Origin of the sequence: Streptomyces sp. NPDC052701 (genome assembly GCF_040678355.1) — a bacterium.
Taxonomy (GTDB): domain Bacteria; phylum Actinomycetota; class Actinomycetes; order Streptomycetales; family Streptomycetaceae; genus Streptomyces.
The window spans coordinates 91,499-114,847 of sequence record NZ_JBFATO010000014.1 but is presented as its reverse complement, the minus strand read 5'-3'; the positions used below and the strand labels follow the sequence as shown (position 1 = coordinate 114,847).

General features: G+C 68.0%; 17 protein-coding genes and 1 tRNA gene. 3 read left to right on the top strand and 15 right to left on the bottom strand.

Features of this window, described 5'->3' with window-relative positions; translation table 11 throughout:
• Positions 1-255 precede the first annotated feature (255 nt).
• Positions 256-1,539: a family 16 glycosylhydrolase gene (locus AB0L29_RS18215; protein WP_365828265.1), complete on the top strand. Its 1,284-nt coding sequence runs from the start codon at positions 256-258 to the stop codon at positions 1,537-1,539.
• Between the two features lie 342 nt (positions 1,540-1,881).
• On the opposite strand, the gene tuf is transcribed toward AB0L29_RS18215, so the two are convergent.
• The 15 genes from tuf to AB0L29_RS18140 all read right to left on the bottom strand — a co-directional run bounded on the left by tuf (position 1,882) and on the right by AB0L29_RS18140 (position 20,639).
• On the bottom strand, positions 1,882-3,075 hold the full coding sequence (gene tuf / locus AB0L29_RS18210; RefSeq protein WP_365828263.1) for an elongation factor Tu: 1,194 nt from the start codon (positions 3,073-3,075) through the stop codon (positions 1,882-1,884).
• Positions 3,076-3,231: 156 nt separating this feature from the next.
• Positions 3,232-5,358 (bottom strand): elongation factor G, encoded by a 2,127-nt coding sequence (gene fusA / locus AB0L29_RS18205; RefSeq protein ID WP_365828261.1) that lies wholly within the window; start codon positions 5,356-5,358, stop codon positions 3,232-3,234.
• Positions 5,359-5,397: 39 nt separating this feature from the next.
• Positions 5,398-5,868 carry a 30S ribosomal protein S7 gene (gene rpsG / locus AB0L29_RS18200; RefSeq protein WP_003998848.1) on the bottom strand — a complete coding sequence of 157 codons (471 nt, stop codon included), beginning with the start codon at positions 5,866-5,868 and terminating at the stop codon, positions 5,398-5,400.
• 2 nt (positions 5,869-5,870) lie between these two features.
• Positions 5,871-6,242 (bottom strand): 30S ribosomal protein S12, encoded by a 372-nt coding sequence (gene rpsL, locus AB0L29_RS18195; RefSeq protein WP_003948652.1) that lies wholly within the window; start codon positions 6,240-6,242, stop codon positions 5,871-5,873.
• A gap of 435 nt (positions 6,243-6,677) precedes the next feature.
• A complete protein-coding gene (locus AB0L29_RS18190; protein WP_365828259.1) occupies positions 6,678-7,232 on the bottom strand; it encodes a DUF1707 and DUF4190 domain-containing protein in 555 nt (184 codons plus the stop codon).
• Between the two features lie 163 nt (positions 7,233-7,395).
• Positions 7,396-11,295, bottom strand: coding sequence for a DNA-directed RNA polymerase subunit beta' (locus AB0L29_RS18185; protein ID WP_365828257.1), 3,900 nt, complete (start codon positions 11,293-11,295; stop codon positions 7,396-7,398).
• A gap of 97 nt (positions 11,296-11,392) precedes the next feature.
• Positions 11,393-14,878, bottom strand: coding sequence for a DNA-directed RNA polymerase subunit beta (gene rpoB, locus AB0L29_RS18180; RefSeq protein WP_365828255.1), 3,486 nt, complete (start codon positions 14,876-14,878; stop codon positions 11,393-11,395).
• A gap of 558 nt (positions 14,879-15,436) precedes the next feature.
• Complete coding sequence (gene rplL, locus AB0L29_RS18175) at positions 15,437-15,826, bottom strand: 50S ribosomal protein L7/L12 (protein ID WP_110629789.1); 390 nt, start codon at positions 15,824-15,826, stop codon at positions 15,437-15,439.
• Between the two features lie 115 nt (positions 15,827-15,941).
• Complete coding sequence (rplJ, locus tag AB0L29_RS18170; protein ID WP_365828252.1) at positions 15,942-16,472, bottom strand: 50S ribosomal protein L10; 531 nt, start codon at positions 16,470-16,472, stop codon at positions 15,942-15,944.
• Positions 16,473-16,766: 294 nt separating this feature from the next.
• Positions 16,767-17,624 carry an LppX_LprAFG lipoprotein gene (locus AB0L29_RS18165; RefSeq protein ID WP_365828250.1) on the bottom strand — a complete coding sequence of 286 codons (858 nt, stop codon included), beginning with the start codon at positions 17,622-17,624 and terminating at the stop codon, positions 16,767-16,769.
• Between the two features lie 204 nt (positions 17,625-17,828).
• Positions 17,829-18,554 (bottom strand): 50S ribosomal protein L1, encoded by a 726-nt coding sequence (gene rplA / locus AB0L29_RS18160; RefSeq protein ID WP_365828248.1) that lies wholly within the window; start codon positions 18,552-18,554, stop codon positions 17,829-17,831.
• Positions 18,555-18,635: 81 nt separating this feature from the next.
• Positions 18,636-19,070, bottom strand: a complete 435-nt coding sequence (gene rplK / locus AB0L29_RS18155; protein ID WP_028420794.1) for a 50S ribosomal protein L11 — start codon at positions 19,068-19,070, stop codon at positions 18,636-18,638.
• A gap of 179 nt (positions 19,071-19,249) precedes the next feature.
• On the bottom strand, positions 19,250-20,089 hold the full coding sequence (gene nusG / locus AB0L29_RS18150) for a transcription termination/antitermination protein NusG (protein ID WP_365828246.1): 840 nt from the start codon (positions 20,087-20,089) through the stop codon (positions 19,250-19,252).
• 81 nt (positions 20,090-20,170) lie between these two features.
• The gene (gene secE, locus AB0L29_RS18145; RefSeq protein WP_365828244.1) at positions 20,171-20,458 is read right to left on the bottom strand and encodes a preprotein translocase subunit SecE; all 288 of its coding nucleotides are present in this window, start codon (positions 20,456-20,458) and stop codon (positions 20,171-20,173) included.
• A 108-nt stretch (positions 20,459-20,566) separates the two neighbouring features.
• Positions 20,567-20,639 (bottom strand) — tRNA-Trp (locus AB0L29_RS18140).
• A 293-nt stretch (positions 20,640-20,932) separates the two neighbouring features.
• Between AB0L29_RS18140 and AB0L29_RS18135 the strand changes: the two genes are divergently transcribed.
• Both AB0L29_RS18135 and AB0L29_RS18130 read left to right on the top strand, forming a co-directional pair.
• Positions 20,933-22,159: a pyridoxal phosphate-dependent aminotransferase gene (locus AB0L29_RS18135; protein WP_365828242.1), complete on the top strand. Its 1,227-nt coding sequence runs from the start codon at positions 20,933-20,935 to the stop codon at positions 22,157-22,159.
• Positions 22,160-22,283: 124 nt separating this feature from the next.
• A complete protein-coding gene (locus AB0L29_RS18130; RefSeq protein WP_365828240.1) occupies positions 22,284-23,324 on the top strand; it encodes an adenosine deaminase in 1,041 nt (346 codons plus the stop codon).
• Positions 23,325-23,349 lie beyond the last annotated feature (25 nt).

The window sequence follows — 23,349 nt, the reverse complement described above, 5'->3', positions numbered from 1 at the left end:
GATCCGATGATCAGCCCACTGCACTCAAGTCCGCCCAGCTCAAAGGCGGTTGAGGGATCAATCGGGCAGTTTGTTGCGCGGTGAACCGTCCGTAGCATCCCCCCACGGCCGACAAGATCGGCCCACCCCCACACCCCACCCCCCACACCCACCCCCCACATCATTCGATCCCCCACGCCCCATCCCCCCACAACATTCGAACCCCCCACACCCCATCCCCCACAACCAATCCCCACAGACAAGGTGTGTTCAGCCATGGCTGCTCATCGCGCACGTCGGTGGACGCTCGGCGGGCTCGTCCCGCTGGTCTGCGCCTCCGTCGCCGCCGCGCTCACCCTGACCACGTTCGGCTCGTCCGACAAGGCCGACGCCGCGCCGACCGACGCCGCCGCCGTGACCTGGTCCGACGAGTTCAACGGTGCCGCCGGCAGCGCGCCGGACCCGGCCAAGTGGACCGTGGAGACCGGCGGCTCCGGCAACGGCAACAACGAGCTGCAGTACTACACGAACAGCAGGGACAACGTCGCCCTCGACGGCAACGGCAACCTCGTCATCACCGCCCGCAAGAACACCGACTCCGGGCTGCAGTGCTGGTACGGCACCTGCCAGTACACCTCCGCGCGCCTCAACACCGCCAAGACCTTCACGCAGGCCTACGGCCACTTCGAGGCCCGTATCAAGGTGCCGCGCGGGCAGGGCATGTGGCCCGCGTTCTGGATGCTCGGGAACGACCTGGGCAGCGTCGGATGGCCCAACAGCGGCGAGATCGACATCATGGAGAACGTCGGCTACGAGCCCGGCGCCGTCCACGGCACCCTGCACGGCCCCGGCTACTCCGGCGGCGGCGGCATCGGCGCGGCGTACACGCTCTCGGGCGGCAGGGCCTTCCCCGACGACTTCCACGTCTTCGCCGTCGACTGGAGCCCCGAGAAGATCACCTGGTCCGTCGACGGGCAGACCTACCAGACCCGCACCCCGGCCGACCTGGGCGGCAAGAAGTGGGTCTACGACCACCCGTTCTTCATGATCCTCAACCTCGCCGTCGGCGGCAGCTGGCCCGGCAGCCCGGATGCGAACACGCAGTTCCCGCAGACGATGACCGTGGACTACGTCCGCGTCTCGACCTCCGGCGGTTCCACCGGCGGCGGGGGCACCTCGAAGACCGGCGCCATCAAGGGCATCGGCGGCATGTGTGTCGACGTCGCCGGCGCCTCGGCGGCCGACAGCACGCCCATCCAGCTCCACAACTGCACCGGCGTCGACGCCCAGAAGTGGACCCTCGGCAGCGACGGCACCGTGCGCGCCCTCGGCAAGTGCCTCGACGTGCGCGGCGGGTCCACCGCCGACGGAGCCGCGGTCCAGCTCTACACCTGCAACGGCACGAAGGCCCAGCAGTGGGTCCACACCGCCGCGCGCGACCTCGTCAACGTCGGCGCGGACAAGTGCCTGGACGCCAAGGGCAACTCGGCGTCCGACGGCACCCCGCTCCAGCTCTGGACGTGCACCGGCGCCGCCAACCAGAAGTGGACGGTCGGCTGAGTCCCTGACCTCACCCGCACCCGCGCCCCCGGTTCCCCGCGAACCGGGGGCGTCTTCGTTGCGTCCGCCGCGCCTCCGCACCTCCGTCCCCGCGCCTCCACGCCTCCGTCCCCGCGCCTCTGCCCCTGCACGTCCGCCCCTCCGTCCCCGTCCCCGTACATCCACCCCACGCCTCCGCACCCGTACTTCCGCGCCCGTACTTCCGCATCCGCGCCCCGTACCTCCGCCCCCGCGCCAACGACTCGCGCGCACACGAAAGGGCCCGCACGACCGAAGTCGTGCGGGCCCTTCAGGAGCTCGCAGTCGGAGCTACCAGGTCAGTCGACCCTCAAGCGAGTGAACTCACTTGGTGATCTTGGTGACCTGGCCGGCGCCCACGGTCCGGCCACCCTCACGGATGGCGAACTTCAGGCCCTCCTCCATGGCGACGGGCTGGATGAGCTCCACCTTCATCTCGGTGTTGTCACCCGGCATGACCATCTCGGTGCCCTCGGGGAGGGTCACGACGCCGGTCACGTCCGTCGTACGGAAGTAGAACTGCGGGCGGTAGTTGTTGAAGAACGGGGTGTGGCGGCCACCCTCGTCCTTCGACAGGATGTAGGCCTGGGCCTCGAACTCCGTGTGCGGGGTGACGGTGCCCGGCTTGATGATGACCTGGCCGCGCTCGACGTCCTCGCGCTTGATGCCGCGGAGCAGCAGACCGACGTTCTCACCGGCCTGACCCTCGTCCAGCAGCTTACGGAACATCTCGATGCCCGTAACCGTGGTCTTGGTCTTCTGCTCCTTGATGCCGATGATCTCGACTTCCTCGTTCACCTTGAGGACACCGCGCTCGATACGGCCGGTGACGACCGTACCGCGACCGGTGATGGTGAAGACGTCCTCGATCGGCATCAGGAACGGCTTGTCGACGTCGCGCTCCGGCTCCGGGATGGCGGTGTCGACGGCGTTCATGAGGTCCAGGACGGACTGCGTCCACTCCTTGTCGCCCTCGAGCGCCTTCAGAGCGGAGACCTTGACGACCGGAACGTCGTCGCCCGGGAACTCGTACTCGGTGAGGAGCTCACGGACCTCGAGCTCGACGAGCTCCAGGATCTCCTCGTCGTCCACCATGTCGGCCTTGTTCAGGGCGACGACGATGTACGGAACGCCGACCTGGCGGGCCAGGAGCACGTGCTCCTTGGTCTGCGGCATCGGGCCGTCGGTGGCGGCGACCACGAGGATGGCGCCGTCCATCTGCGCCGCACCCGTGATCATGTTCTTGATGTAGTCCGCGTGACCCGGGCAGTCGACGTGGGCGTAGTGACGCGCCTCGGTCTGGTACTCGACGTGCGCGATGGAGATGGTGATACCGCGCTGACGCTCCTCGGGCGCCTTGTCGATGTTGTCGAACGGGGTGGCCTCGTTCAGGTCCGGGTACGCGTCGTGCAGCACCTTGGTAATGGCGGCCGTGAGGGTCGTCTTACCGTGGTCGATGTGACCGATGGTGCCGATGTTGACGTGCGGCTTAGTCCGCTCGAACTTCGCCTTCGCCACTGGGGTCCTCCTGTGGAGTGGTTCTGTACGCCTTACTTCATCGGCGCCAGGTGATCTTTGCTGGATGGCCCGGATCCCGGGGGCAAACGCCCTTGGTTACGGGTGTTTGCCCCGCGAGGCTCCGGAGTCAAGCCTACGGCGTGGAGACGGGCTCCGTTACTCGCCCTTGGCCTTCGCGATGATCTCCTCGGCGACGTTCCGCGGAACCTCGGCGTAGGAGTCGAACTGCATCGAGTAGCTTGCGCGACCCGACGTCTTGCTGCGGAGGTCGCCGACGTAGCCGAACATCTCCGACAGGGGCACGAGGCCCTTCACGACACGGGCACCCGCCCGCTCCTCCATGGCCTGGATCTGGCCACGGCGGGAGTTGATGTCGCCGATGACGTCGCCCATGTAGTCCTCGGGCGTGGTGACCTCGACGGCCATCATCGGCTCGAGGAGCACGGGCGAAGCCTTGCGCGCGGCCTCCTTGAAGGCCTGCGAACCGGCGATCTTGAACGCGAGCTCGGAGGAGTCGACCTCGTGGTAGGCGCCGTCGAGCAGCGTCACGCGCACACCGGTCATCTCGTAACCGGCGAGGATGCCGAACTGCATGGCCTCCTGGCAGCCGGCGTCGACCGAGGGGATGTACTCCTTCGGGATACGTCCACCGGTGACCTGGTTGACGAACTCGTAGGAGGCGTCGCCACCCTCGATCGGCTCGACCGAGATGATGACGCGGCCGAACTGGCCCGTACCACCGGTCTGCTTCTTGTGGGTGTACTCGACCTTCTCGACCGACTTGCGGATGGTCTCGCGGTACGCGACCTGCGGCTTGCCGACGTTGGCCTCGACCTTGAACTCACGGCGCATGCGGTCGACCAGCACCTCGAGGTGCAGCTCGCCCATGCCGCCGATGATGGTCTGGCCGGTCTCCTCGTCCGAGTGGACCTGGAAGGACGGGTCCTCCTCGGCCAGGCGCTGGATCGCGACGCCCAGCTTCTCCTGGTCGCCCTTCGACTTGGGCTCGATGGCGACCTGGATGACCGGCGCCGGGAAGTCCATGGACTCCAGGATCACCGGGTTCTTGTCGTCGCACAGCGTCTCACCGGTCGTGGTCTGCTTCAGACCCATGACGGCGATGATGTCGCCGGCGCCCACCGACTCGATCTCCTCACGCTTGTTGGCGTGCATGCGGTAGATCTTGCCGATGCGCTCCTTCTTGCCCTTGACGGAGTTCAGCACGGCGGTGCCGGACTCCAGGCGGCCGGAGTACACGCGGACGAAGGTGAGCTTGCCGAGGTGCGGGTCGCTCATGATCTTGAACGCCAGCGCCGCGAGCGGCTCCTCGTCGGACGGCTTGCGCTTGATGACCGTCTCGGGGTCCTTGACGTCGTGGCCCTCGATGGCCTCGATGTCGACCGGGGACGGCAGGTAGCGCACGACCGCGTCGAGCAGGGGCTGGACGCCCTTGTTCTTGAAGGCGGTGCCGCAGAAGACCGGGGTCACCGTGGTGCCCTGGCCCTTGCCGGAGGCGATGGTGATACGGCGGATCGCCGCGTACAGCTGCTCCTCGGAGGGCTCCTCGCCCTCCAGGTACAGCTCCATCATCTCCTCGTCGTTCTCGGCGACGGCCTCCAGCAGCTTGCCGCGCCACTCCTCGGCGGCCTCGGTGTGCGTGGCCGGGATGTCGACGACGTCGTACATCTCGCCCTTGGTCGCCTCCGCGGACCAGACCAGGGCCTTCATGCGGACCAGGTCCACGACGCCCTTGAAGTCGGCCTCGGCGCCGATCGGGAGCTGCATGACGAGCGGCTGCGCACCCAGGCGGTCGCTGATCATGTCGACGCAGCGGTGGAACTCGGCACCGGTGCGGTCGAGCTTGTTGACGAAGCAGATGCGCGGAACGCCGTAGCGGTCCGCCTGACGCCACACCGTCTCGGACTGCGGCTCGACGCCGGCGACGCCGTCGAACACCGTCACGGCACCGTCGAGCACGCGCAGGGAACGCTCCACCTCGACGGTGAAGTCGACGTGGCCCGGCGTGTCGATGATGTTGATGGTGTGGTCGACGTCGTCCAGCGACCAGTGGCAGGTGGTGGCAGCAGAGGTGATCGTGATGCCACGCTCCTGCTCCTGCTCCATCCAGTCCATGGTGGCAGCGCCGTCGTGGACCTCACCGATCTTGTAGGACACACCGGTGTAGAACAGGATCCGCTCGGTGGTGGTCGTCTTGCCCGCGTCGATGTGGGCCATGATGCCGATGTTCCGCACCCTGGCCAGGTCAAGCGAAGTGGTAGCCATAAGGCTTCAGTCTTCTCTCGGTTCTCGAAGGGGTTCCGACTACCAGCGGTAGTGCGCGAAGGCCTTGTTGGACTCGGCCATCTTGTGCGTGTCCTCGCGCTTCTTCACCGCGGCACCGAGGCCGTTGGAGGCGTCGAGGAGCTCGTTGAGCAGACGCTCGGTCATGGTCTTCTCGCGACGGGCGCGGGAGTAACCGACCAGCCAGCGCAGCGCCAGGGTGTTGGCACGGCCGGGCTTGACCTCGACCGGGACCTGGTAGGTGGCGCCACCGACACGGCGGGACTTGACCTCGAGGGTCGGCTTGATGTTCTCGAGAGCGCGCTTGAGCGTGATGACCGGGTCGTTGCCGGTCTTCTCGCGCAGGCCCTCCATGGCGCCGTAGACGATGCGCTCGGCGGTGGAGCGCTTGCCGTTCAGCAGCACCTTGTTGATCAGGGAGGTCACCAGAGGAGAGCCGTAGACCGGGTCGATGATGACCGGACGCTTCGGGGCGGGGCCCTTACGAGGCATTCTTACTTCTCCTTCTTGGCGCCGTAACGGCTGCGAGCCTGCTTGCGGTTCTTGACACCCTGGGTGTCGAGCGAACCGCGGATGATCTTGTAGCGAACACCCGGCAGGTCCTTCACACGGCCGCCGCGCACGAGCACGATGGAGTGCTCCTGCAGGTTGTGTCCCTCACCCGGAATGTAGGCCGTGACCTCGATACCGCTGGTCAGACGCACACGCGCGACCTTACGGAGGGCCGAGTTCGGCTTCTTCGGGGTGGTCGTGAACACACGCGTGCAGACGCCGCGGCGCTGAGGGGAACCCTCGAGTGCGGGCGTCTTGTTCTTCTCGACCTTGTCCTGCCGGCCCTTGCGGACCAGCTGCTGGATCGTAGGCACTACTTCTCCGGTTTCTGTGTGCCGATGGGTACAGCTAACCTGGAACGTCGCCGACCCACGCGGTCGGGTGTGTCGAATCCCGCGGATTCCTGCCGAGCGGCAGAAAGAGGCGCAGATTACGGTGGCCGTTCACAGCTCCCTATGCGGTTGAAGGCACGCAGGAGAGCCAAGGCACACCCCAGGCACAAGGTCTGAGCGTACCTATCGCATTCGCTGCGGTCAAAACAAATGGGCCCGGCCCGCATCGCCGTACGGCCCCTGTCAAGACCACGCGCAACGAATGATCTTCGCGTCCACGAGCGGCGCAGGTCAGGACACCCCTCCACGAACTTCGCCCACGATCTTCACATGGTAGGCGTACGGCCGCCGCCGGGACGCCACGCCCCCGTGTCCGGAGGCGCCGCACGGGCGGTCGTGCCCTCCTGCCGACGGCCGTCACACGGACGCCACGCTCGCCACGACCAGGACCGTCACGAAGACCGCCCAGCCCGCCACCGACAGCCAGCCCAGGATCAGCCCGGCCAGGGCAAGACCCTCGCCGCCCTCGCCGGTACGGCGTATCTCCGCGCGGGCCGTGTGCCCCAGGATCACCGCGGGGACGCCCGTGAGCCCGGCGGTCATGGTGGTGAGCACACCGCAGATCATGGCACCGACCGCCTTGCCGTTCGTGGGCGGCGCCGGGGCCGGCAGGAACGTCCGGGGGACCTGGGGGAAGGGTACGGGCTGCGCTCCGGGGCCCTGGAAGGGCGCGGGCTGCGCCACGGGACCCTGCGGCAGGTCGGCGACCAGCAGCGCCAGCTCGCCCACCGTACGCGCCTCGTAGACCCGCGCTATCCGCTTGTCGAACTCGGTCTGCTGCAGCCGCCCCTCGCCGAAGCCCGCGCGCAGCACGTCGACGGCGCGCTCCCGGTCGGCGTGCGAGGCCAGCATCGATGAGCTGCTCTGCCCTGGCCAGGGGTGCTGCCCCTGCCACGGTGTCGGATACGACACGAAACACCTCCCCCGCCGGAAGCCGGATGGTGGCTCCATCATCCTCCAACGCACCGGCGGCGGCATCGGTTCCCGCCGGGAGCCGGCGAACGGCCGCCCGCACACGCCGAAGGGCGGCCCTCCGCAGGGGAGAGACCGCCCTTCGACGCGTCAGACGTACGCCTTACTGGTTGTACGGACCGTAGTCGTAGTCCTCCAGCGGCACGGCCTGGCCGGAGCCCGTGCCGAACGGCGAGTAGTCGATGTCGTCGTAGCCGACGGCCGAGTACATCGCGGCCTTGGCCTCCTCGGTCGGCTCGACCCGGATGTTGCGGTAGCGGGACAGACCCGTACCGGCCGGGATGAGCTTACCGATGATGACGTTCTCCTTGAGGCCGATCAGGGAGTCGGACTTGGCGTTGATCGCCGCGTCCGTGAGGACCCTGGTCGTCTCCTGGAAGGACGCCGCCGACAGCCAGGACTCGGTCGCCAGCGAGGCCTTGGTGATACCCATGAGCTGCGGACGACCGGAGGCCGGGTGACCGCCCTCCTGGACCACACGACGGTTCTCCTGCTCGAAGCGGGAGCGCTCGACCAGCTCGCCGGGCAGCAGCTCGGCGTCGCCGGACTCGATGATCGTCACACGGCGCAGCATCTGCCGGATGATGATCTCGATGTGCTTGTCGTGGATCGACACACCCTGCGAGTTGTACACCTTCTGGACCTCGCCGACCAGGTGGACCTGGACGGCGCGCTGGCCCAGGATGCGCAGCACGTCGTGCGGGTTGGTGGCACCCACGGTGAGCTTCTGGCCCACCTCGACGTGCTCGCCCTCGCTGACCAGGAGACGGGCGCGCTTGGAGATCGGGTACGCCGTCTCGTCGCTGCCGTCGTCCGGGGTGATGACGATCTTCTTGGTCTTCTCGGTCTCCTCGATCCGCACGCGGCCGGAGGCCTCGGAGATCGGGGCGACACCCTTCGGGGTACGGGCCTCGAAGAGCTCGACGACACGCGGCAGACCCTGGGTGATGTCGTCACCGGCCACACCACCGGTGTGGAAGGTACGCATCGTCAGCTGGGTACCGGGCTCACCGATGGACTGGGCGGCGATGATGCCGACCGCCTCACCGATGTCGACCAGCTTGCCGGTGGCCAGCGAACGGCCGTAGCACATCGCACAGGTGCCGACGGCGGACTCGCAGGTCAGGACCGAGCGGGTCTTGACCTCCTCGACGCCGCGCTGGACGAGCTCCTCGATGAGGACGTCGCCCAGGTCGGTGCCGGCCGGGGCCAGCACCTGCCCGTCGACCACGATGTCCTCGGCGAGGCAGCGCGCGTACACGGACGTCTCGACGTTCTCCGCCTTGAGCAGGGTGCCCTCGGCGTTGCGCTCGGCGATCCGCAGCCGCAGGCCGCGCTCGGTGCCGCAGTCCTCCTCGCGGATGATGACGTCCTGGGAGACGTCGACCAGACGACGGGTGAGGTAACCCGAGTCGGCGGTACGCAGGGCGGTGTCCGCCAGACCCTTACGGGCACCGTGCGTGGAGATGAAGTACTCCAGCACGGACAGACCCTCACGGAACGACGCCTTGATGGGCCGCGGGATGGTCTCGTTCTTGGCGTTGGACACCAGACCGCGCATACCGGCGATCTGACGCATCTGCATCATGTTCCCTCGGGCGCCCGAGTTCACCATCATGAAGATCGGGTTCGTCTTCGGGAAGTTGTCGTTCATCGCCTCGGCGACCTCGTTGGTCGCCTTGGTCCAGATCGCGATGAGCTCCTGCGTGCGCTCGTCCTTGGTGATCAGACCGCGCTCGTACTGCTTCTGGACCTTCTCGTCCTGCGCCTCGTAGCCGCGGACGATCTCCTTCTTCGCCTCGGGGACGACGACGTCGGAGATGGCGACGGTGACGCCGGAGCGGGTGGCCCAGTAGAAGCCGGCCGCCTTCAGGTTGTCGAGCGTCGCCGCCACGATGACCTTCGGGTAGCGCTCGGCGAGGTCGTTGACGATCTCGGAGAGCTGCTTCTTGCCGACCTCGTAGTCGACGAACGGGTAGTCCTCGGGCAGCAGCTCGTTGAAGAGCGCACGGCCGAGCGTGGTCCGCAGACGGAAGCTGTCACCCTGCTGCCACTCCGGCTCGCCCTCCTCGCGCGCCGGCGGCGTCCAGCCGCGCGGCGGGATGGTGCCCACCGGGAAGCGGACGTCGATCGGCGCCTGGAGCGACAGCTCGCCGGCGTCGAACGCCATGATCGCCTCGGCGACGGAGGCGAAGGAGCGGCCCTCGCCCTTGACGTCGCGGCCCTCGGCGTCGGTGGTGAGGAAGAACAGACCCAGGACCATGTCCTGCGTCGGCATCGTCACCGGACGGCCGTCGGCCGGCTTGAGGATGTTGTTCGAGGACAGCATCAGGATGCGGGCCTCGGCCTGCGCCTCCGCGGACAGCGGCAGGTGCACGGCCATCTGGTCACCGTCGAAGTCCGCATTGAACGCGGTGCACACGAGCGGGTGGATCTGGATGGCCTTGCCCTCGACCAGCTGCGGCTCGAAGGCCTGGATGCCGAGGCGGTGCAGGGTGGGCGCACGGTTCAGCAGGACCGGGTGCTCCGCGATGACCTCTTCGAGCACGTCGTACACGACCGTGCGGCCGCGCTCGACCATCCGCTTGGCGCTCTTGATGTTCTGCGCGTGGTTCAGGTCGACCAGGCGCTTCATCACGAACGGCTTGAACAGCTCCAGCGCCATCGCCTTCGGCAGACCGCACTGGTGCAGCTTCAGCTGCGGACCGACGACGATCACGGAACGCGCCGAGTAGTCGACGCGCTTGCCGAGCAGGTTCTGACGGAAGCGGCCCTGCTTGCCCTTGAGCATGTCGGACAGCGACTTCAGCGGACGGTTGCCCGGGCCGGTCACCGGACGGCCGCGACGACCGTTGTCGAAGAGGGCGTCAACGGCCTCCTGAAGCATGCGCTTCTCGTTGTTGACGATGATCTCGGGCGCGCCGAGGTCGAGCAGCCTCTTCAGGCGGTTGTTGCGGTTGATGACGCGGCGGTACAGGTCGTTCAGGTCGGAGGTCGCGAAGCGGCCACCGTCCAGCTGCACCATCGGACGCAGGTCCGGCGGGATGACCGGCACGCAGTCCAGCACCATGCCCTTGGGGCTGTTGGACGTCTGCAGGAACGCGGAGACGACCTTCAGGCGCTTGAGGGCGCGGGTCTTCTTCTGGCCCTTGCCGGTGCGGATGATCTCGCGGAGCTTCTCGGCCTCCTCCTCGAGGTCGAAGGACTCCAGGCGCTTCTGCAGCGCCGCGGCGCCCATCGAGCCGTCGAAGTAGGTACCGAAGCGGTCGCGCAGCTCGCGGTAGAGCAGCTCGTCGCCCTCCAGGTCCTGGACCTTGAGGTTCTTGAACCGGTTCCACACCTCGTCGAGCCGGTCGATCTCGCGCTGGGCGCGGTCGCGCAGCTGCTTCATCTCGCGCTCGGCACCCTCGCGCACCTTGCGGCGCACGTCGGCCTTGGCGCCCTCGGCCTCCAGCTCGGCCAGGTCGCTCTCGAGCTTCTTGGCGCGGGCCTCCAGGTCGGCGTCGCGGCGCTGCTCGATCTGCTGGCGCTCGACGGAGACGTGGGCCTCCAGCGAGGGCAGGTCGCGCGTACGGCGCTCCTCGTCCACGTACGTGATCATGTACGCGGCGAAGTAGATGACCTTCTCCAGGTCCTTCGGGGCGAGGTCGAGCAGGTAGCCCAGCCGCGACGGAACGCCCTTGAAGTACCAGATGTGCGTGACGGGGGCGGCCAGTTCGATGTGGCCCATCCGCTCACGGCGCACCTTGGCGCGGGTGACCTCGACGCCGCAGCGCTCGCAGATGATGCCCTTGAAGCGGACGCGCTTGTACTTGCCGCAGTAGCACTCCCAGTCCCGGGTCGGACCGAAGATCTTCTCGCAGAAGAGTCCGTCCTTCTCGGGCTTGAGGGTGCGGTAGTTGATGGTCTCGGGCTTCTTGACCTCGCCGTGGCTCCACTGACGGATGTCGTCAGCGGTGGCCAGGCCGATCCGGAGCTCGTCGAAGAAGTTGACGTCGAGCACTATGCGTCAATCCCTCTCAGGGTCGTGAGTCTTTGGTCTGAAACGGGGGCCTGGGGGTCGGCGGGGCCCTGTGGGTCAGGGCCCCGCCGGACTCCCGTCAGACCTCTTCGACGCTGCTCGGCTCGCGCCGGGACAGGTCGATGCCGAGCTCCTCCGCAGCGCGGAAGACGTCCTCGTCGGTGTCGCGCATCTCGATGGACATACCGTCGCTGGACAGCACCTCCACGTTCAGGCAGAGCGACTGCATCTCCTTGATGAGCACCTTGAAGGACTCGGGGATGCCGGGCTCGGGGATGTTCTCGCCCTTGACGATGGCCTCGTAGACCTTCACGCGGCCGGTGACGTCGTCGGACTTGATGGTCAGCAGCTCCTGGAGCGCGTAGGCGGCGCCGTACGCCTCGAGTGCCCACACCTCCATCTCGCCGAACCGCTGACCGCCGAACTGGGCCTTACCGCCCAGCGGCTGCTGGGTGATCATGGAGTACGGGCCGGTCGAGCGGGCGTGCAGCTTGTCGTCGACCAGGTGGTGCAGCTTCAGGATGTACATGTAGCCGACCGAGATCGGGTCCGGGAACGGCTCACCCGAACGCCCGTCGAACAGCCGCGCCTTGCCGGTCGGGAGCACCATGCGCTCGCCGTCGCGGTTGGGCAGGGTGTTCTCCAGCAGACCGGCGAGCTCGTCCTCACGGGCACCGTCGAAGACGGGGGTCGCCACGTTCGTCCGGGGCTCGACGCGGTCGGCGCCGATCTGCTGCAGGCGCTGCGCCCACTCGTCCGCCAGGCCGGAGACGTCCCAGCCCTGGCTGGCGAGCCAGCCGAGGTGGATCTCCAGGACCTGTCCCGGGTTCATCCGGGACGGCACGCCCAGCGGGTTGAGGATGATGTCGACCGGGGTGCCGTCCTCCAGGAACGGCATGTCCTCGATCGGCAGGATCTTGGAGATGACGCCCTTGTTGCCGTGGCGGCCGGCGAGCTTGTCACCGTCGGTGATCTTGCGCTTCTGCGCGACGTAGACGCGCACCAGCTGGTTCACACCGGGGGGAAGCTCGTCGCCCTCCTCGCGGTCGAAGACGCGCACGCCGATGACCTTGCCGGTCTCGCCGTGCGGCACCTTCAGCGAGGTGTCACGGACCTCACGGGCCTTCTCACCGAAGATCGCGCGCAGCAGGCGCTCCTCGGGCGTCAGCTCGGTCTCACCCTTGGGCGTGACCTTGCCGACGAGGATGTCGCCGGCGATGACCTCGGCGCCGATGCGGATGATGCCGCGCTCGTCGAGGTCGGCGAGGACCTCCTCGGAGACGTTCGGGATGTCCCGGGTGATCTCCTCGGGGCCGAGCTTGGTGTCACGGGCGTCGACCTCGTGCTCCTCGATGTGGATCGAGGAGAGGACGTCGTCCTGCACGAGGCGCTGCGACAGGATGATCGCGTCCTCGTAGTTGTGACCCTCCCACGGCATGAACGCGACCAGCAGGTTCTTGCCGAGCGCCATCTCGCCGTTCTGGGTGGCCGGGCCGTCGGCGAGGACCTGGCCCTCGACGACGCGGTCGCCCTCGTTGACGATGACCTTCTGGTTGACCGAGGTGCCCTGGTTGGAGCGGGCGAACTTGGCCAGGCGGTACGTGATGTACGTGCCGTCGTCGTTGGCGGTGGTGATGTAGTCCGCGGAGACCTCCTGGACCACGCCCGCCTTCTCGGCCTTGACCACGTCGCCGGCGTCGACGGCGGAGCGGTACTCCATGCCGGTGCCGACGAGCGGGGACTCCGCCTGGATCAGCGGAACGGCCTGGCGCATCATGTTCGCGCCCATGAGGGCGCGGTTGGCGTCGTCGTGCTCCAGGAAGGGGATCATGGCGGTCGCGACCGACACCATCTGGCGCGGCGAGACGTCCATGTAGTCCACGTCCTCGGGGCCGACGTAGTCGACCTCGCCGCCCTTGCGGCGGACCAGCACGCGGGCCTCGGCGAAGCGGAGCTCGTCCGTCAGCGGCGCGTTGGCCTGCGCGATGACGAAGCGGTCCTCCTCGTCGGCGGTCAGGTAGTCGACGGTGTCGGTGACCTGGCCGTCGATGACCTTGCGGTACGGGGTCTCGACGAAACCGAACGCGTTGACGCGGCCGTAGGTGGCGAGCGAGCCGATCAGACCGATGTTCGGGCCTTCGGGCGTCTCGATCGGGCACATGCGGCCGTAGTGCGAGGGGTGCACGTCACGGACCTCGAAGCCGGCCCGCTCACGGGACAGACCACCCGGGCCGAGCGCGGACAGACGACGCTTGTGCGTCAGCCCGGACAGCGGGTTGTTCTGGTCCATGAACTGGGACAGCTGGCTGGTGCCGAAGAACTCCTTGATGGAGGCGACGACCGGCCGGATGTTGATCAGGGTCTGCGGCGTGATCGCCTCGACGTCCTGGGTCGTCATCCGCTCGCGGACGACGCGCTCCATGCGGGCCAGACCCGTGCGGACCTGGTTCTGGATGAGCTCGCCGACGCTGCGCAGGCGGCGGTTGCCGAAGTGGTCGATGTCGTCGGTCTCGACGACCACGGACTGGCCGTTGTCACCGACCGTCTCGGTCTCGCCGGCGTGCAGCTTCACCAGGTACTTGATCGTCGCGATGATGTCCTCGACGGTCAGGATCCCGGCGTCCAGCGGGGTGTCCGTGCCCAGCTTCTTGTTGACCTTGTAGCGGCCGACCTTGGCCAGGTCGTAGCGCTTGGGGTTGAAGTAGAGGTTCTCCAGCAGCGTCTGCGCGGCCTCGCGCGTGGGGGGCTCGCCCGGGCGCAGCTTGCGGTAGATGTCGAGCAGCGCGTCGTCCTGGCCCTGGGTGTGGTCCTTCTCCAGGGTGGCGCGCATGGACTCGTACTCGCCGAACTCCTCGAGGATCTGCTCGGTGGTCCAGCCGAGCGCCTTGAGCAGGACGGTGACGGACTGCTTGCGCTTGCGGTCGATGCGGACGCCGACCATGTCGCGCTTGTCGATCTCCATCTCCAGCCAGGCACCCCGGGACGGGATGATCTTGGCGGAGAAGATGTCCTTGTCGGACGTCTTGTCGATGGAGGAGTCGAAGTAGACGCCGGGCGAACGCACCAGCTGCGACACGACGACACGCTCGGTGCCGTTGATGACGAAGGTGCCCTTGTTGGTCATGAGCGGGAAGTCGCCCATGAAGACCGTCTGGGACTTGATCTCGCCGGTCTCGTTGTTGGTGAACTCGGCCGTCACGAAGAGGGGCGCGGCGTACGTGAAGTCGCGCTCCTTGCACTCGTCGATCGAGTTCTTCGGCGGCTCGAAGCGGTGGTCGCGGAAGGTCAGCGACATCGACCCGGAGAAGTCCTCGATCGGGGAGATCTCCTCGAAGATCTCCTCGAGGCCGGACTTGGTGGGGACGTCCTGACCGTTCTCCAGGGCCTCCTCGACGCGAGCCTTCCATGCGTCGTTGCCGAGCAGCCAGTCGAAGCTCTCGGTCTGGAGCGCGAGAAGGTTCGGAACCTCGAGGGGCTCCTTGATCTTTGCAAAGGAGATGCGCAGCGGGGCGGTGCTGGCAGCGTTGTTCGTATTCGCGGTCGAGGCGTTGCGCGAGGCGGCCAAGAGGGGGTCCTTCCGAGGGCTCGGACTCACTACGCGCGTACCGGTCCCCCGCCGTGCACAGAGACAGATATCCCAGGTCGGAGATGATCTGTTCGTCGGTACTTGGGCGAGGGCAGACCCCTGGTGACGGGCAGGGGGCAGCTAACAGGCAGCGCAAAGGGTCAGTGTAGCCACTTGGCACACTGATGTCCAGTGCGGGTTTTCGTAACCCCTGTTGACCCTCGTTGTCCTCAACGCCCTCGGCATGCTTGCCCTCAACGCACGTTGATACTGCCCTCTTCGTCGTCGATCCATGCCTCGGATTCGGATCCTTGTGACGACGCGTCCTGAGAATTGCGCGCTGCGTGCGGTTCGTCAAGGCCCCCTTGCCCGAACCGGGACGGGCGGAGACACGACGAAGATCACCATACCCCCCGCGACGGCGGGTGCAAGGCAACCGTGGCCGGCCTCCGGGAACGCTGAAGAGCGACCACCCGGATGGATGATCGCTCTTCGGCGCTTGAGCGTTACAAGGCCTTGACGGACCTTGTGCGGCAGGTCTCTGGGACCCGGAAGGTCTTACTTGACCTCGACGGAGGCGCCGGCGCCCTTGAGGGCCTCGGCGGCCTTGTCGGCCTGCTCCTTGTTGACCTTCTCGAGGACCGGCTTCGGGGTGCCGTCGACCAGGTCCTTGGCCTCCTTCAGGCCGAGGGAGGTCAGCTCGCGCACGACCTTGATGACCTGGATCTTCTTGTCGCCGGCGCCGGTGAGGATGACGTCGAACTCGTCCTTCTCCTCCTCGGCCTCGGCGGCGGCGCCACCGGCGGCACCACCGGCGACGACGACCGGGGCGGCCGCGGCGGCGGTGACGTCGAACTTCTCCTCGAAGGCCTTCACGAACTCGGAGAGCTCGATGAGGGTCATCTCCTCGAACTGGGCCAGCAGCTCGTCCTGGGTGAGCTTCGCCATGATGGCGGTCCTTCCACTAAATCGGCAGGTGCCGGATGTACTGGGTGAGGCGGGCGTACGTCGGGCCCGCTAAGACCCTTGCCTCAGGTCGGCGAGGGCCGGAAAGCGAGCCGAATTACTCGGCACCGCCCTGCTCGTCCTGCTTGGCACGGAGCGCGTCCACGGTGCGGACGAGCTTCGACGGCAGCGCCTGGAAGACGGAGGCAGCCTGGGACTGCTTCGCCTTGAAGGCACCGGCCAGCTTGGAGAGCAGAACCTCGCGGGACTCGAGGTCCGCAAGCTTCTTGATCTCGTCGGCGGACAGCGCCTTGCCGTCAAGGACACCGCCCTTGATGACGAGATTCGGGTTGTCCTTGGCGAAGTCACGAAGACCCTTCGCCGACTCCACCGGGTCACCGGTGACGAAGGCGACCGCCGTCGGACCGTTGAACAGGTCGTCCAGCGTCGTGATCCCGGCCTCGTTGGCCGCAATCTTGGTCAGCGTGTTCTTCACCACGGCGTACTGGGCGTTCTCACCGAGCGAACGGCGCAGCTGCTTGAGCTGGGCCACGGTGAGACCGCGGTACTCGGTCAGCACGGCAGCGCTGGAGTTGCGGAACTGGTCCGTCAACTCGGCCACTGCGGCAGCCTTGTCGGGCCTCGCCATAGAGCCTCGGCCTCCTTCCGGGTGATTCGGACCGCGCGGACCCGAAGGAGGACTGGGGAAAACGAAACGCCCCGGCGCAGGCGCACGGGGCGTAGCTCGACCGGTCATTCGCACACACACGGCAGCGAACTCCGGGAGCTCTTCCACTGTCACCTGCGCGGGTCGTCCGCAGTTCAGCGGATCCTTCGGCCACCGAGCCCTCATGCGAGCGCACGGCAACGACCAGCGGTCTTTGGCTTCTGTGGAAGCGTACGTGAACGGGTCGCCGTCAAGCAAATCCGCTCCTCACGGCGCTCAGGCGCCGGCGCCCGCCTCCTCCATCATCCCGGCGAAGTCGACGACCTCCTCGGCGGGCGGCGCCGTGACGGTCACCGGCTTGTTGACGTCGAAGAAGGTGATGGTCATGTCGAGCGGGCCCTTGTCGGCGTCACCGCGCATGCGGAACCTCTTGGTGTGGTCCTCGCCGTCCACCCACATGTCCACGGTGAGCTCGTCGACGCCCATCTTCTCGTACTGCTCGATGGTCTTCTCGCGCCGCTCGCGGGTGGCCTTCTCCTCGTCCTCGAGGGAGGCGCGGAAGTCGTCGAGGGTGACGGTGCCCGAGTAGTGGGTGGTCTCGACGCCGTCGACCCGCTCGGTGCCGGCCTTCTTCACGTCCTTGGCGCCGGTGAGGAGGGCGGACTCCGCCGCCGGGTTCTTGTCGGCCTGGCCGGCGGTCCCGAGCTCGTTCAGCTCCTTGCCGGCGCCGAGCGCGGACAGGTCGAGCTTGAGCCAGCTCTTGCCGTCCATCTCCTTGGCGGCCTCGGCTCCCCCGCCGATGTACATCGCCTTGTCGACGAGCCGGATCTGCGCGGTGCCGTCCGCGCCCCGGTCGAGCGCCGTCATCTTCATGCTCATGGCGAGGGAGGGCTTGATGCTCATCTCGGCCTCGGCCTCGATCCGGCCCTCCTCCGGAACCCTGCCGGTCATGGTGTACCGGAAGGAGGAGATGTCCTCGGTCTTCTCCGCCGCCTTCGCGACGGCCGCCGCGGGCGTCATCCCGGACGACTGCTCGGTGCCGCAGCCGACGGCACCGCCGGCGAGCAGCAGCGCGGCGAGCGCGGCGGCCGATATGGACGGCACGGACGGCACGGACGGCACGGACGACTTCATCGATTCCCCCCAAGGAAATGCACGGCTGCTGCACAGCAGGCTCGCGAGCCTATCCCAGGGAGCCGCGCGGGGCCCGTGGTTTCCGCCGGTGGGGGCCGCTCCGGGTCGTCCCACGCGGACCGGGCCGCCGTCGGCCGGCAAAGGGAACGGGCCCGGCACCGTGAAGGTGCCGGGCCCGTGACCGGTTGCGTGAGCCGCCGGGGCTCAGACCGCGGCCGGGTCCTCCTCGACGAGGAGGTTGCGGGTGCGGTTCGGGTCGACCGGGATGCCGGGGCCCATCGTGGTGGTGATGGCGGCCTTCTTGATGTAGCGACCCTTGGCGGCGGACGGCTTCAGACGGAGGATCTCCTCGATCGCCGCGCCGTAGTTCTCCACCAGCTTGGTGTCGTCGAACGACGTCTTGCCGATGATGAAGTGCAGGTTGGAGTGCTTGTCGACGCGGAACTCGATCTTGCCGCCCTTGATGTCGGTGACGGCCTTGGCCACGTCGGGGGTGACGGTGCCGGTCTTCGGGTTCGGCATCAGACCACGCGGGCCGAGGACGCGGCCGAGGCGGCCGACCTTGCCCATGAGGTCCGGGGTGGCGACGACGGCGTCGAAGTCCAGACGGCCCTTCGACACCTCGTCGATCAGCTCGTCGGCGCCGACGATGTCGGCGCCCGCGGCACGCGCGGCCTCGGCACGGTCGCCGGTCGCGAAGACCAGGACCCGGGCGGTCTTACCGGTGCCGTGCGGGAGGTTCACGGTGCCACGGACCATCTGGTCGGCCTTGCGCGGGTCGACGCCCAGACGCAGGGCGACCTCGACGGTGCCGTCGAACTTGGTCGTGGAGGTCTCCTTGGCGAGACGGACGGCCTCGAGGGGAGCGTAGAGCTTCTCCCGGTCGATCTTGGCGTCCGCAGCGCGGAGAGACTTGCTGCGCTTGCTCACTTAAAGCTCCTGGGGGTTCTTAGGAGTCGTGGTCCGGGCCGAGCAGGCCCTGCCACACTTCTGCTGGTACGGGGGTTGAGGTCAGCCCTCGACCGTGACGCCCATGGAACGGGCGGTGCCGGCGATGATCTTCTCGGCGGCGTCCAGGTCGTTGGCGTTGAGGTCGGGCATCTTCGTCTGGGCGATCTCGCGGACCTGGTCGCGGGTGATCTTCGCGACCTTGGTCTTGTGCGGCTCGCCGGAGCCCTTCTCCACGCCCGCGGCCTTGAGGATCATCTTGGCGGCCGGCGGGGTCTTGGTGATGAAGGTGAAGGAACGGTCCTCGTAGACCGTGATCTCCACCGGGATGACCCAACCGCGCTGCGACTCGGTCGCGGCGTTGTAGGCCTTGCAGAACTCCATGATGTTGACGCCGTGCTGGCCCAGCGCGGGGCCGACCGGCGGGGCCGGGTTGGCGGCACCGGCCTGGATCTGGAGCTTGATGAGCCCCGTGACCTTCTTCTTCTTGGGAGGCATGTGCTCTCTCCGGGTCCTAGTGAGAGTTTTCCACCGTCCGATCCGGATCATCCGGATGGAGGCATACCGCACAACGATAACGGGTATCCATGCGCGGCCAAAAACCGAGCAGGTCAGACAGGCCGTGAAGCCCGTCTGACCTGTTCGGAAGCCGTACGTCCAGAAGCGGCCGGCTGCGGCTAGTTCTTCTGGATCTGGTCGAAGGAGAGCTCGACCGGCGTCTCGCGGCCGAAGATCTCCACCAGGCCCTTGACCTTCTTCGAGTCCGGGTTGATCTCGTTGATGGTCGCCTGGAGGGTGGCGAACGGGCCGTCGGTGACGGTGACCGAGTCGCCGACCTCGAAGTCCAGCACCTGGACCTCGACCTTGCGCTGCGGAGCCGGCTTGCCCTCGGCCTCGGCGGCCTCGCGGGCGGCCTTCTCCTCGGCCTCCGGGGCGAGCATCTTGACGATCTCGTCCAGGGTCAGCGGGTACGGGTCGTAGGCGTTGCCCACGAAGCCGGTGACGCCGGGGGTGTTGCGGACCACGCCCCAGGACTCGTTCGTCAGGTCCATGCGGACCAGGACGTAGCCCGGCAGCTTGTTCTGCTTGACCGTCTTGCGCTCGCCGTTCTTGATCTGGACGATCTCTTCCTCGGGCACCTCGGCCTGGTAGATGAAGTCCTCGACGTTCAGCGAGACGGCGCGCTGCTCCAGGTTGGCCTTCACGCGCTTCTCGTAGCCGGCGTAGGTGTGGATGACGTACCACTCGCCGGGCAGGCCGCGCAGTTCACGGCGGAGCTTCTCGACCGGGTCGATCTCGGGCTCGGGCTCGACCTCGGCCTCCGCCTCCTCGGCGTCCTCGTCCTCGGCGACGCCCTCGTCCTCGTCCTCGGCGGCATCGGCGTCGGCAGCCTCGACCTCGTCGAAGGTCTCGGTGTCCTCGCTGTCCACGCCCGCGACGGTGTCGAGCTCGTCCTCGACGGACTCGGCCCCTTCGCCGCGAGGCTCGACGGCGTCGTTCACGTTCGGGTCAGACACGGTGGCTGCTTCTTCCTGGATACATAGGGGTGGAACATGCGAAAAGGAGCGCCGGGTACCTCGGCGCTCTTCGCTCGCGGCTCAGCCGAACACGTACTTGGCGGCGTGGCCGAGCCCATAGTCGATCACGGTCACCAGAGCGATCATGATGACGACGAAGATGATCACCACGGTGGTGTAGGTGGTCAGCTGCGATCGCGTCGGCCAGACGACCTTGCGGAGCTCCGCGATGATCTGACGGTAGAAGAGCGCGAGGCGCTTCAGCGGGCCCTTCTTGGCACGCTTGCCGCCCTTGCGGTTCTTCTTCCTGGACTCCGGCGCCTCGTCCTGGGCATCAGGCATGTCGATGGAGCCCACGGCGTCCGTCACTCGTCCTCACCTGATTCCGGGTCGTGGCCGTGCCGCGCCCGGTCTGAGCCGCACGGCGGTGCAATGCTGTACGTACATGCGCACACATCCTGGCGAAGGTGTGTGTAGCAGGGCCGGAGGGACTTGAACCCCCAACCGCTGGTTTTGGAGACCAGTGCTCTACCAATTGAGCTACGACCCTTTGTGTGTCCCCAACGTACCGCATCCGCCCGGATGCTGGGTGTGCACCGTGCGGGCGCGGCTGTTGAAGGCCAACGACGTGAGAGTGTACGTGGTCCTGGCCCGGTCGTCGAACAGAAAGCGCCCGACGGTGGCGCCGGGGGCCGTGAAACGGCGGCGGCCCGGCCGGGGAACGGCTGGAGATCGCCCTGGCCGCGGGGCTGGTCCGCACTGGTGTCCACGGGTTTGCCCGGGGCCGTTCAGTCTGTGAAACCCGTGTGCCGCGCGCGTTTCCGGTCTGGGACGATGGGCCCCATGAGCGCTGCAACCCCTCCCACCGAGCGCCGGGTCTCCGCCCGAGTCGGCGCGATCTCCGAGTCCGCCACCCTCGCCGTGGACGCCAAGGCCAAGGCCCTCAAGGCCGCCGGGCGTCCGGTGATCGGCTTCGGCGCCGGTGAACCCGACTTCCCGACCCCGGACTACATCGTCGAGGCCGCGGTCGAGGCCTGCAAGAACCCCAAGTACCACCGCTACACCCCGGCCGGCGGCCTGCCGGAGCTGAAGTCCGCGATCGCCGCGAAGACGCTGCGCGACTCGGGCTACGAGGTCGACGCGTCGCAGGTCCTGGTCACCAACGGCGGCAAGCAGGCCATCTACGAGGCCTTCGCCGCGATCCTGGACCCGGGCGACGAGGTCATCGTCCCGGCGCCGTACTGGACGACGTACCCCGAGTCGATCCGGCTGGCGGGCGGTGTGCCGGTGGAGGTGGTCGCCGACGAGACGACCGGCTACCGGGTGACCGTGGAGCAGCTGGAGGCGGCCCGTACGGAGAAGACGAAGGTCGTGCTGTTCGTCTCGCCGTCCAACCCGACCGGCGCGGTCTACAGCGAGGCCGAGACCGGGGCGATCGGCCGCTGGGCCGTGGAGCACGGGCTGTGGGTGCTGACCGACGAGATCTACGAGCACCTGGTCTACGGCGACGCGGCGGCCGTGTCGCTGCCCGCGCTGCTGCCCGAGCTGCGCGACAGGTGCATCGTGGTCAACGGGGTCGCCAAGACGTACGCGATGACCGGCTGGCGGGTCGGGTGGATCATCGGCCCGAAGGACGTGGTGAAGGCCGCGACGAACCTCCAGTCGCACGCCACGTCCAACGTCTCCAACGTGGCCCAGGTCGCCGCGCTCGCCGCCGTCTCCGGCGGCCTGGAGGCCGTCGCCGAGATGCGCGAGGCCTTCGACCGCCGCCGCAGGACCATCGTGCGGATGCTCAACGAGATCGAGGGCGTGCTCTGCCCGGAGCCCGAGGGCGCGTTCTACGCCTACCCGTCGGTGAAGGCCCTGCTCGGCAAGGAGATCCGCGGCAGGCGCCCGCAGGACACCGTCGAGCTGGCCGCGCTGATCCTGGAGGAGGCCGAGGTCGCGGTCGTCCCCGGTGAGGCCTTCGGCACGCCGGGCTATCTGCGGCTGTCGTACGCGCTGGGCGACGAGGACCTCGTCGAGGGCGTGAGCCGGCTCCAGAAGCTGCTGGCGGAGGCCAGGGACTGACGCCGTTCCCGAGCGCGGGCCGTCCTCCCCCGGGGGGCGGCCCGCTTCTCGTGTGCGCGTGCGGCGGGACCACGTTCGGGGAAAGCGCTACCGCGGCGGCCGGGGCGTACGGCAGGATCACGGAATGGAGCGTGTACGTGATCTCTCTGAGCTGCCGAAAGCCCATCTGCACCTGCACTTCACCGGGTCGATGCGGCCCGCCACCCTGCTGGAGCTGGCCGACAAGTACGGCGTGCGGCTGCCCGACGCGCTGACCGAGGCGCTGACCGGCGGGGAGCCGCCCAGGCTGCGGGCGACGGACGAGCGGGGCTGGTTCCGCTTCCAGCGGCTGTACGACGCGGCGCGCTCGTGCCTGAGGGAGCCCGAGGACATCCGGCGGCTGGTGCGGGAGGCCGCGGAGGAGGACCTGAAGGACGGCTCCGGCTGGCTGGAGATCCAGGTCGATCCGACCTCGTACGCGCCCCGGCTGGGCGGGCTGATCCCGGCGCTGGAGATCATCCTGGACGCGGTGGACGCAGCGATGCGGGAGACCGGGCTCGGGATGCGGGTGGTGGTGGCCGCGAACCGGATGAAGCATCCGCTGGACGCGCGCACGCTGGCCCGGCTGGCGGTGCGGTACGCGGACCGGGGCGTGATCGGCTTCGGCCTGTCCAACGACGAGCGGCGGGGCATGGCGCGGGACTTCGACCGGGCGTTCGCGATCGCGCGGGAGGGCGGGCTGCTGTCGGCGCCGCACGGCGGTGAGCTGGCCGGGCCGTTCTCGGTGCGGGACTGCCTGGACGACCTGCGGGCGCACCGGATCGGTCACGGGGTGCGGGCGGCGGAGGACGAGCGGCTGCTGAGGCGGCTCGCCGACCGGCAGGTGACGTGCGAGGTGTGCCCGGCGTCGAACGTGGCCCTCGGGGTGTACGAGAAGCCGGAGGACGTGCCGCTGCGGACGCTGTTCGAGGCGGGCGTGCCGATGGCGCTGGGCGCGGACGACCCGCTGCTGTTCGGTGCGCGGCTGGCGGCCCAGTACGAGTTCGCGCGCCGCCACCACGGTTTCACGGACGCGGAGCTGGCGGAGCTGGCCCGGCAGTCGGTCCGGGGCTCGGCGGCGCCGCAGGGCGTGAAGGCGAAGCTGCTGGCGGGGATCGACGACTGGCTCACCGCCCCGGCCGCCTGAGGCGGGCGCGGGGCGGGCGCGGCCG

Coding starts and splice junctions, on each gene's coding strand:
- AB0L29_RS18215 (WP_365828265.1), top strand. CDS start 256: ATGGCTGCTCATCGCGCACGTCGGTGGACGCTCGGCGGGCTCGTCCCG.
- fusA (WP_365828261.1), bottom strand. CDS start 5,358: ATGGCTACCACTTCGCTTGACCTGGCCAGGGTGCGGAACATCGGCATC.
- rpsG (WP_003998848.1), bottom strand. CDS start 5,868: ATGCCTCGTAAGGGCCCCGCCCCGAAGCGTCCGGTCATCATCGACCCG.
- rplL (WP_110629789.1), bottom strand. CDS start 15,826: ATGGCGAAGCTCACCCAGGACGAGCTGCTGGCCCAGTTCGAGGAGATG.
- rplJ (WP_365828252.1), bottom strand. CDS start 16,472: ATGGCGAGGCCCGACAAGGCTGCCGCAGTGGCCGAGTTGACGGACCAG.
- AB0L29_RS18165 (WP_365828250.1), bottom strand. CDS start 17,624: ATGAAGTCGTCCGTGCCGTCCGTGCCGTCCGTGCCGTCCATATCGGCC.
- rplK (WP_028420794.1), bottom strand. CDS start 19,070: ATGCCTCCCAAGAAGAAGAAGGTCACGGGGCTCATCAAGCTCCAGATC.
- AB0L29_RS18135 (WP_365828242.1), top strand. CDS start 20,933: ATGAGCGCTGCAACCCCTCCCACCGAGCGCCGGGTCTCCGCCCGAGTC.
- AB0L29_RS18130 (WP_365828240.1), top strand. CDS start 22,284: ATGGAGCGTGTACGTGATCTCTCTGAGCTGCCGAAAGCCCATCTGCAC.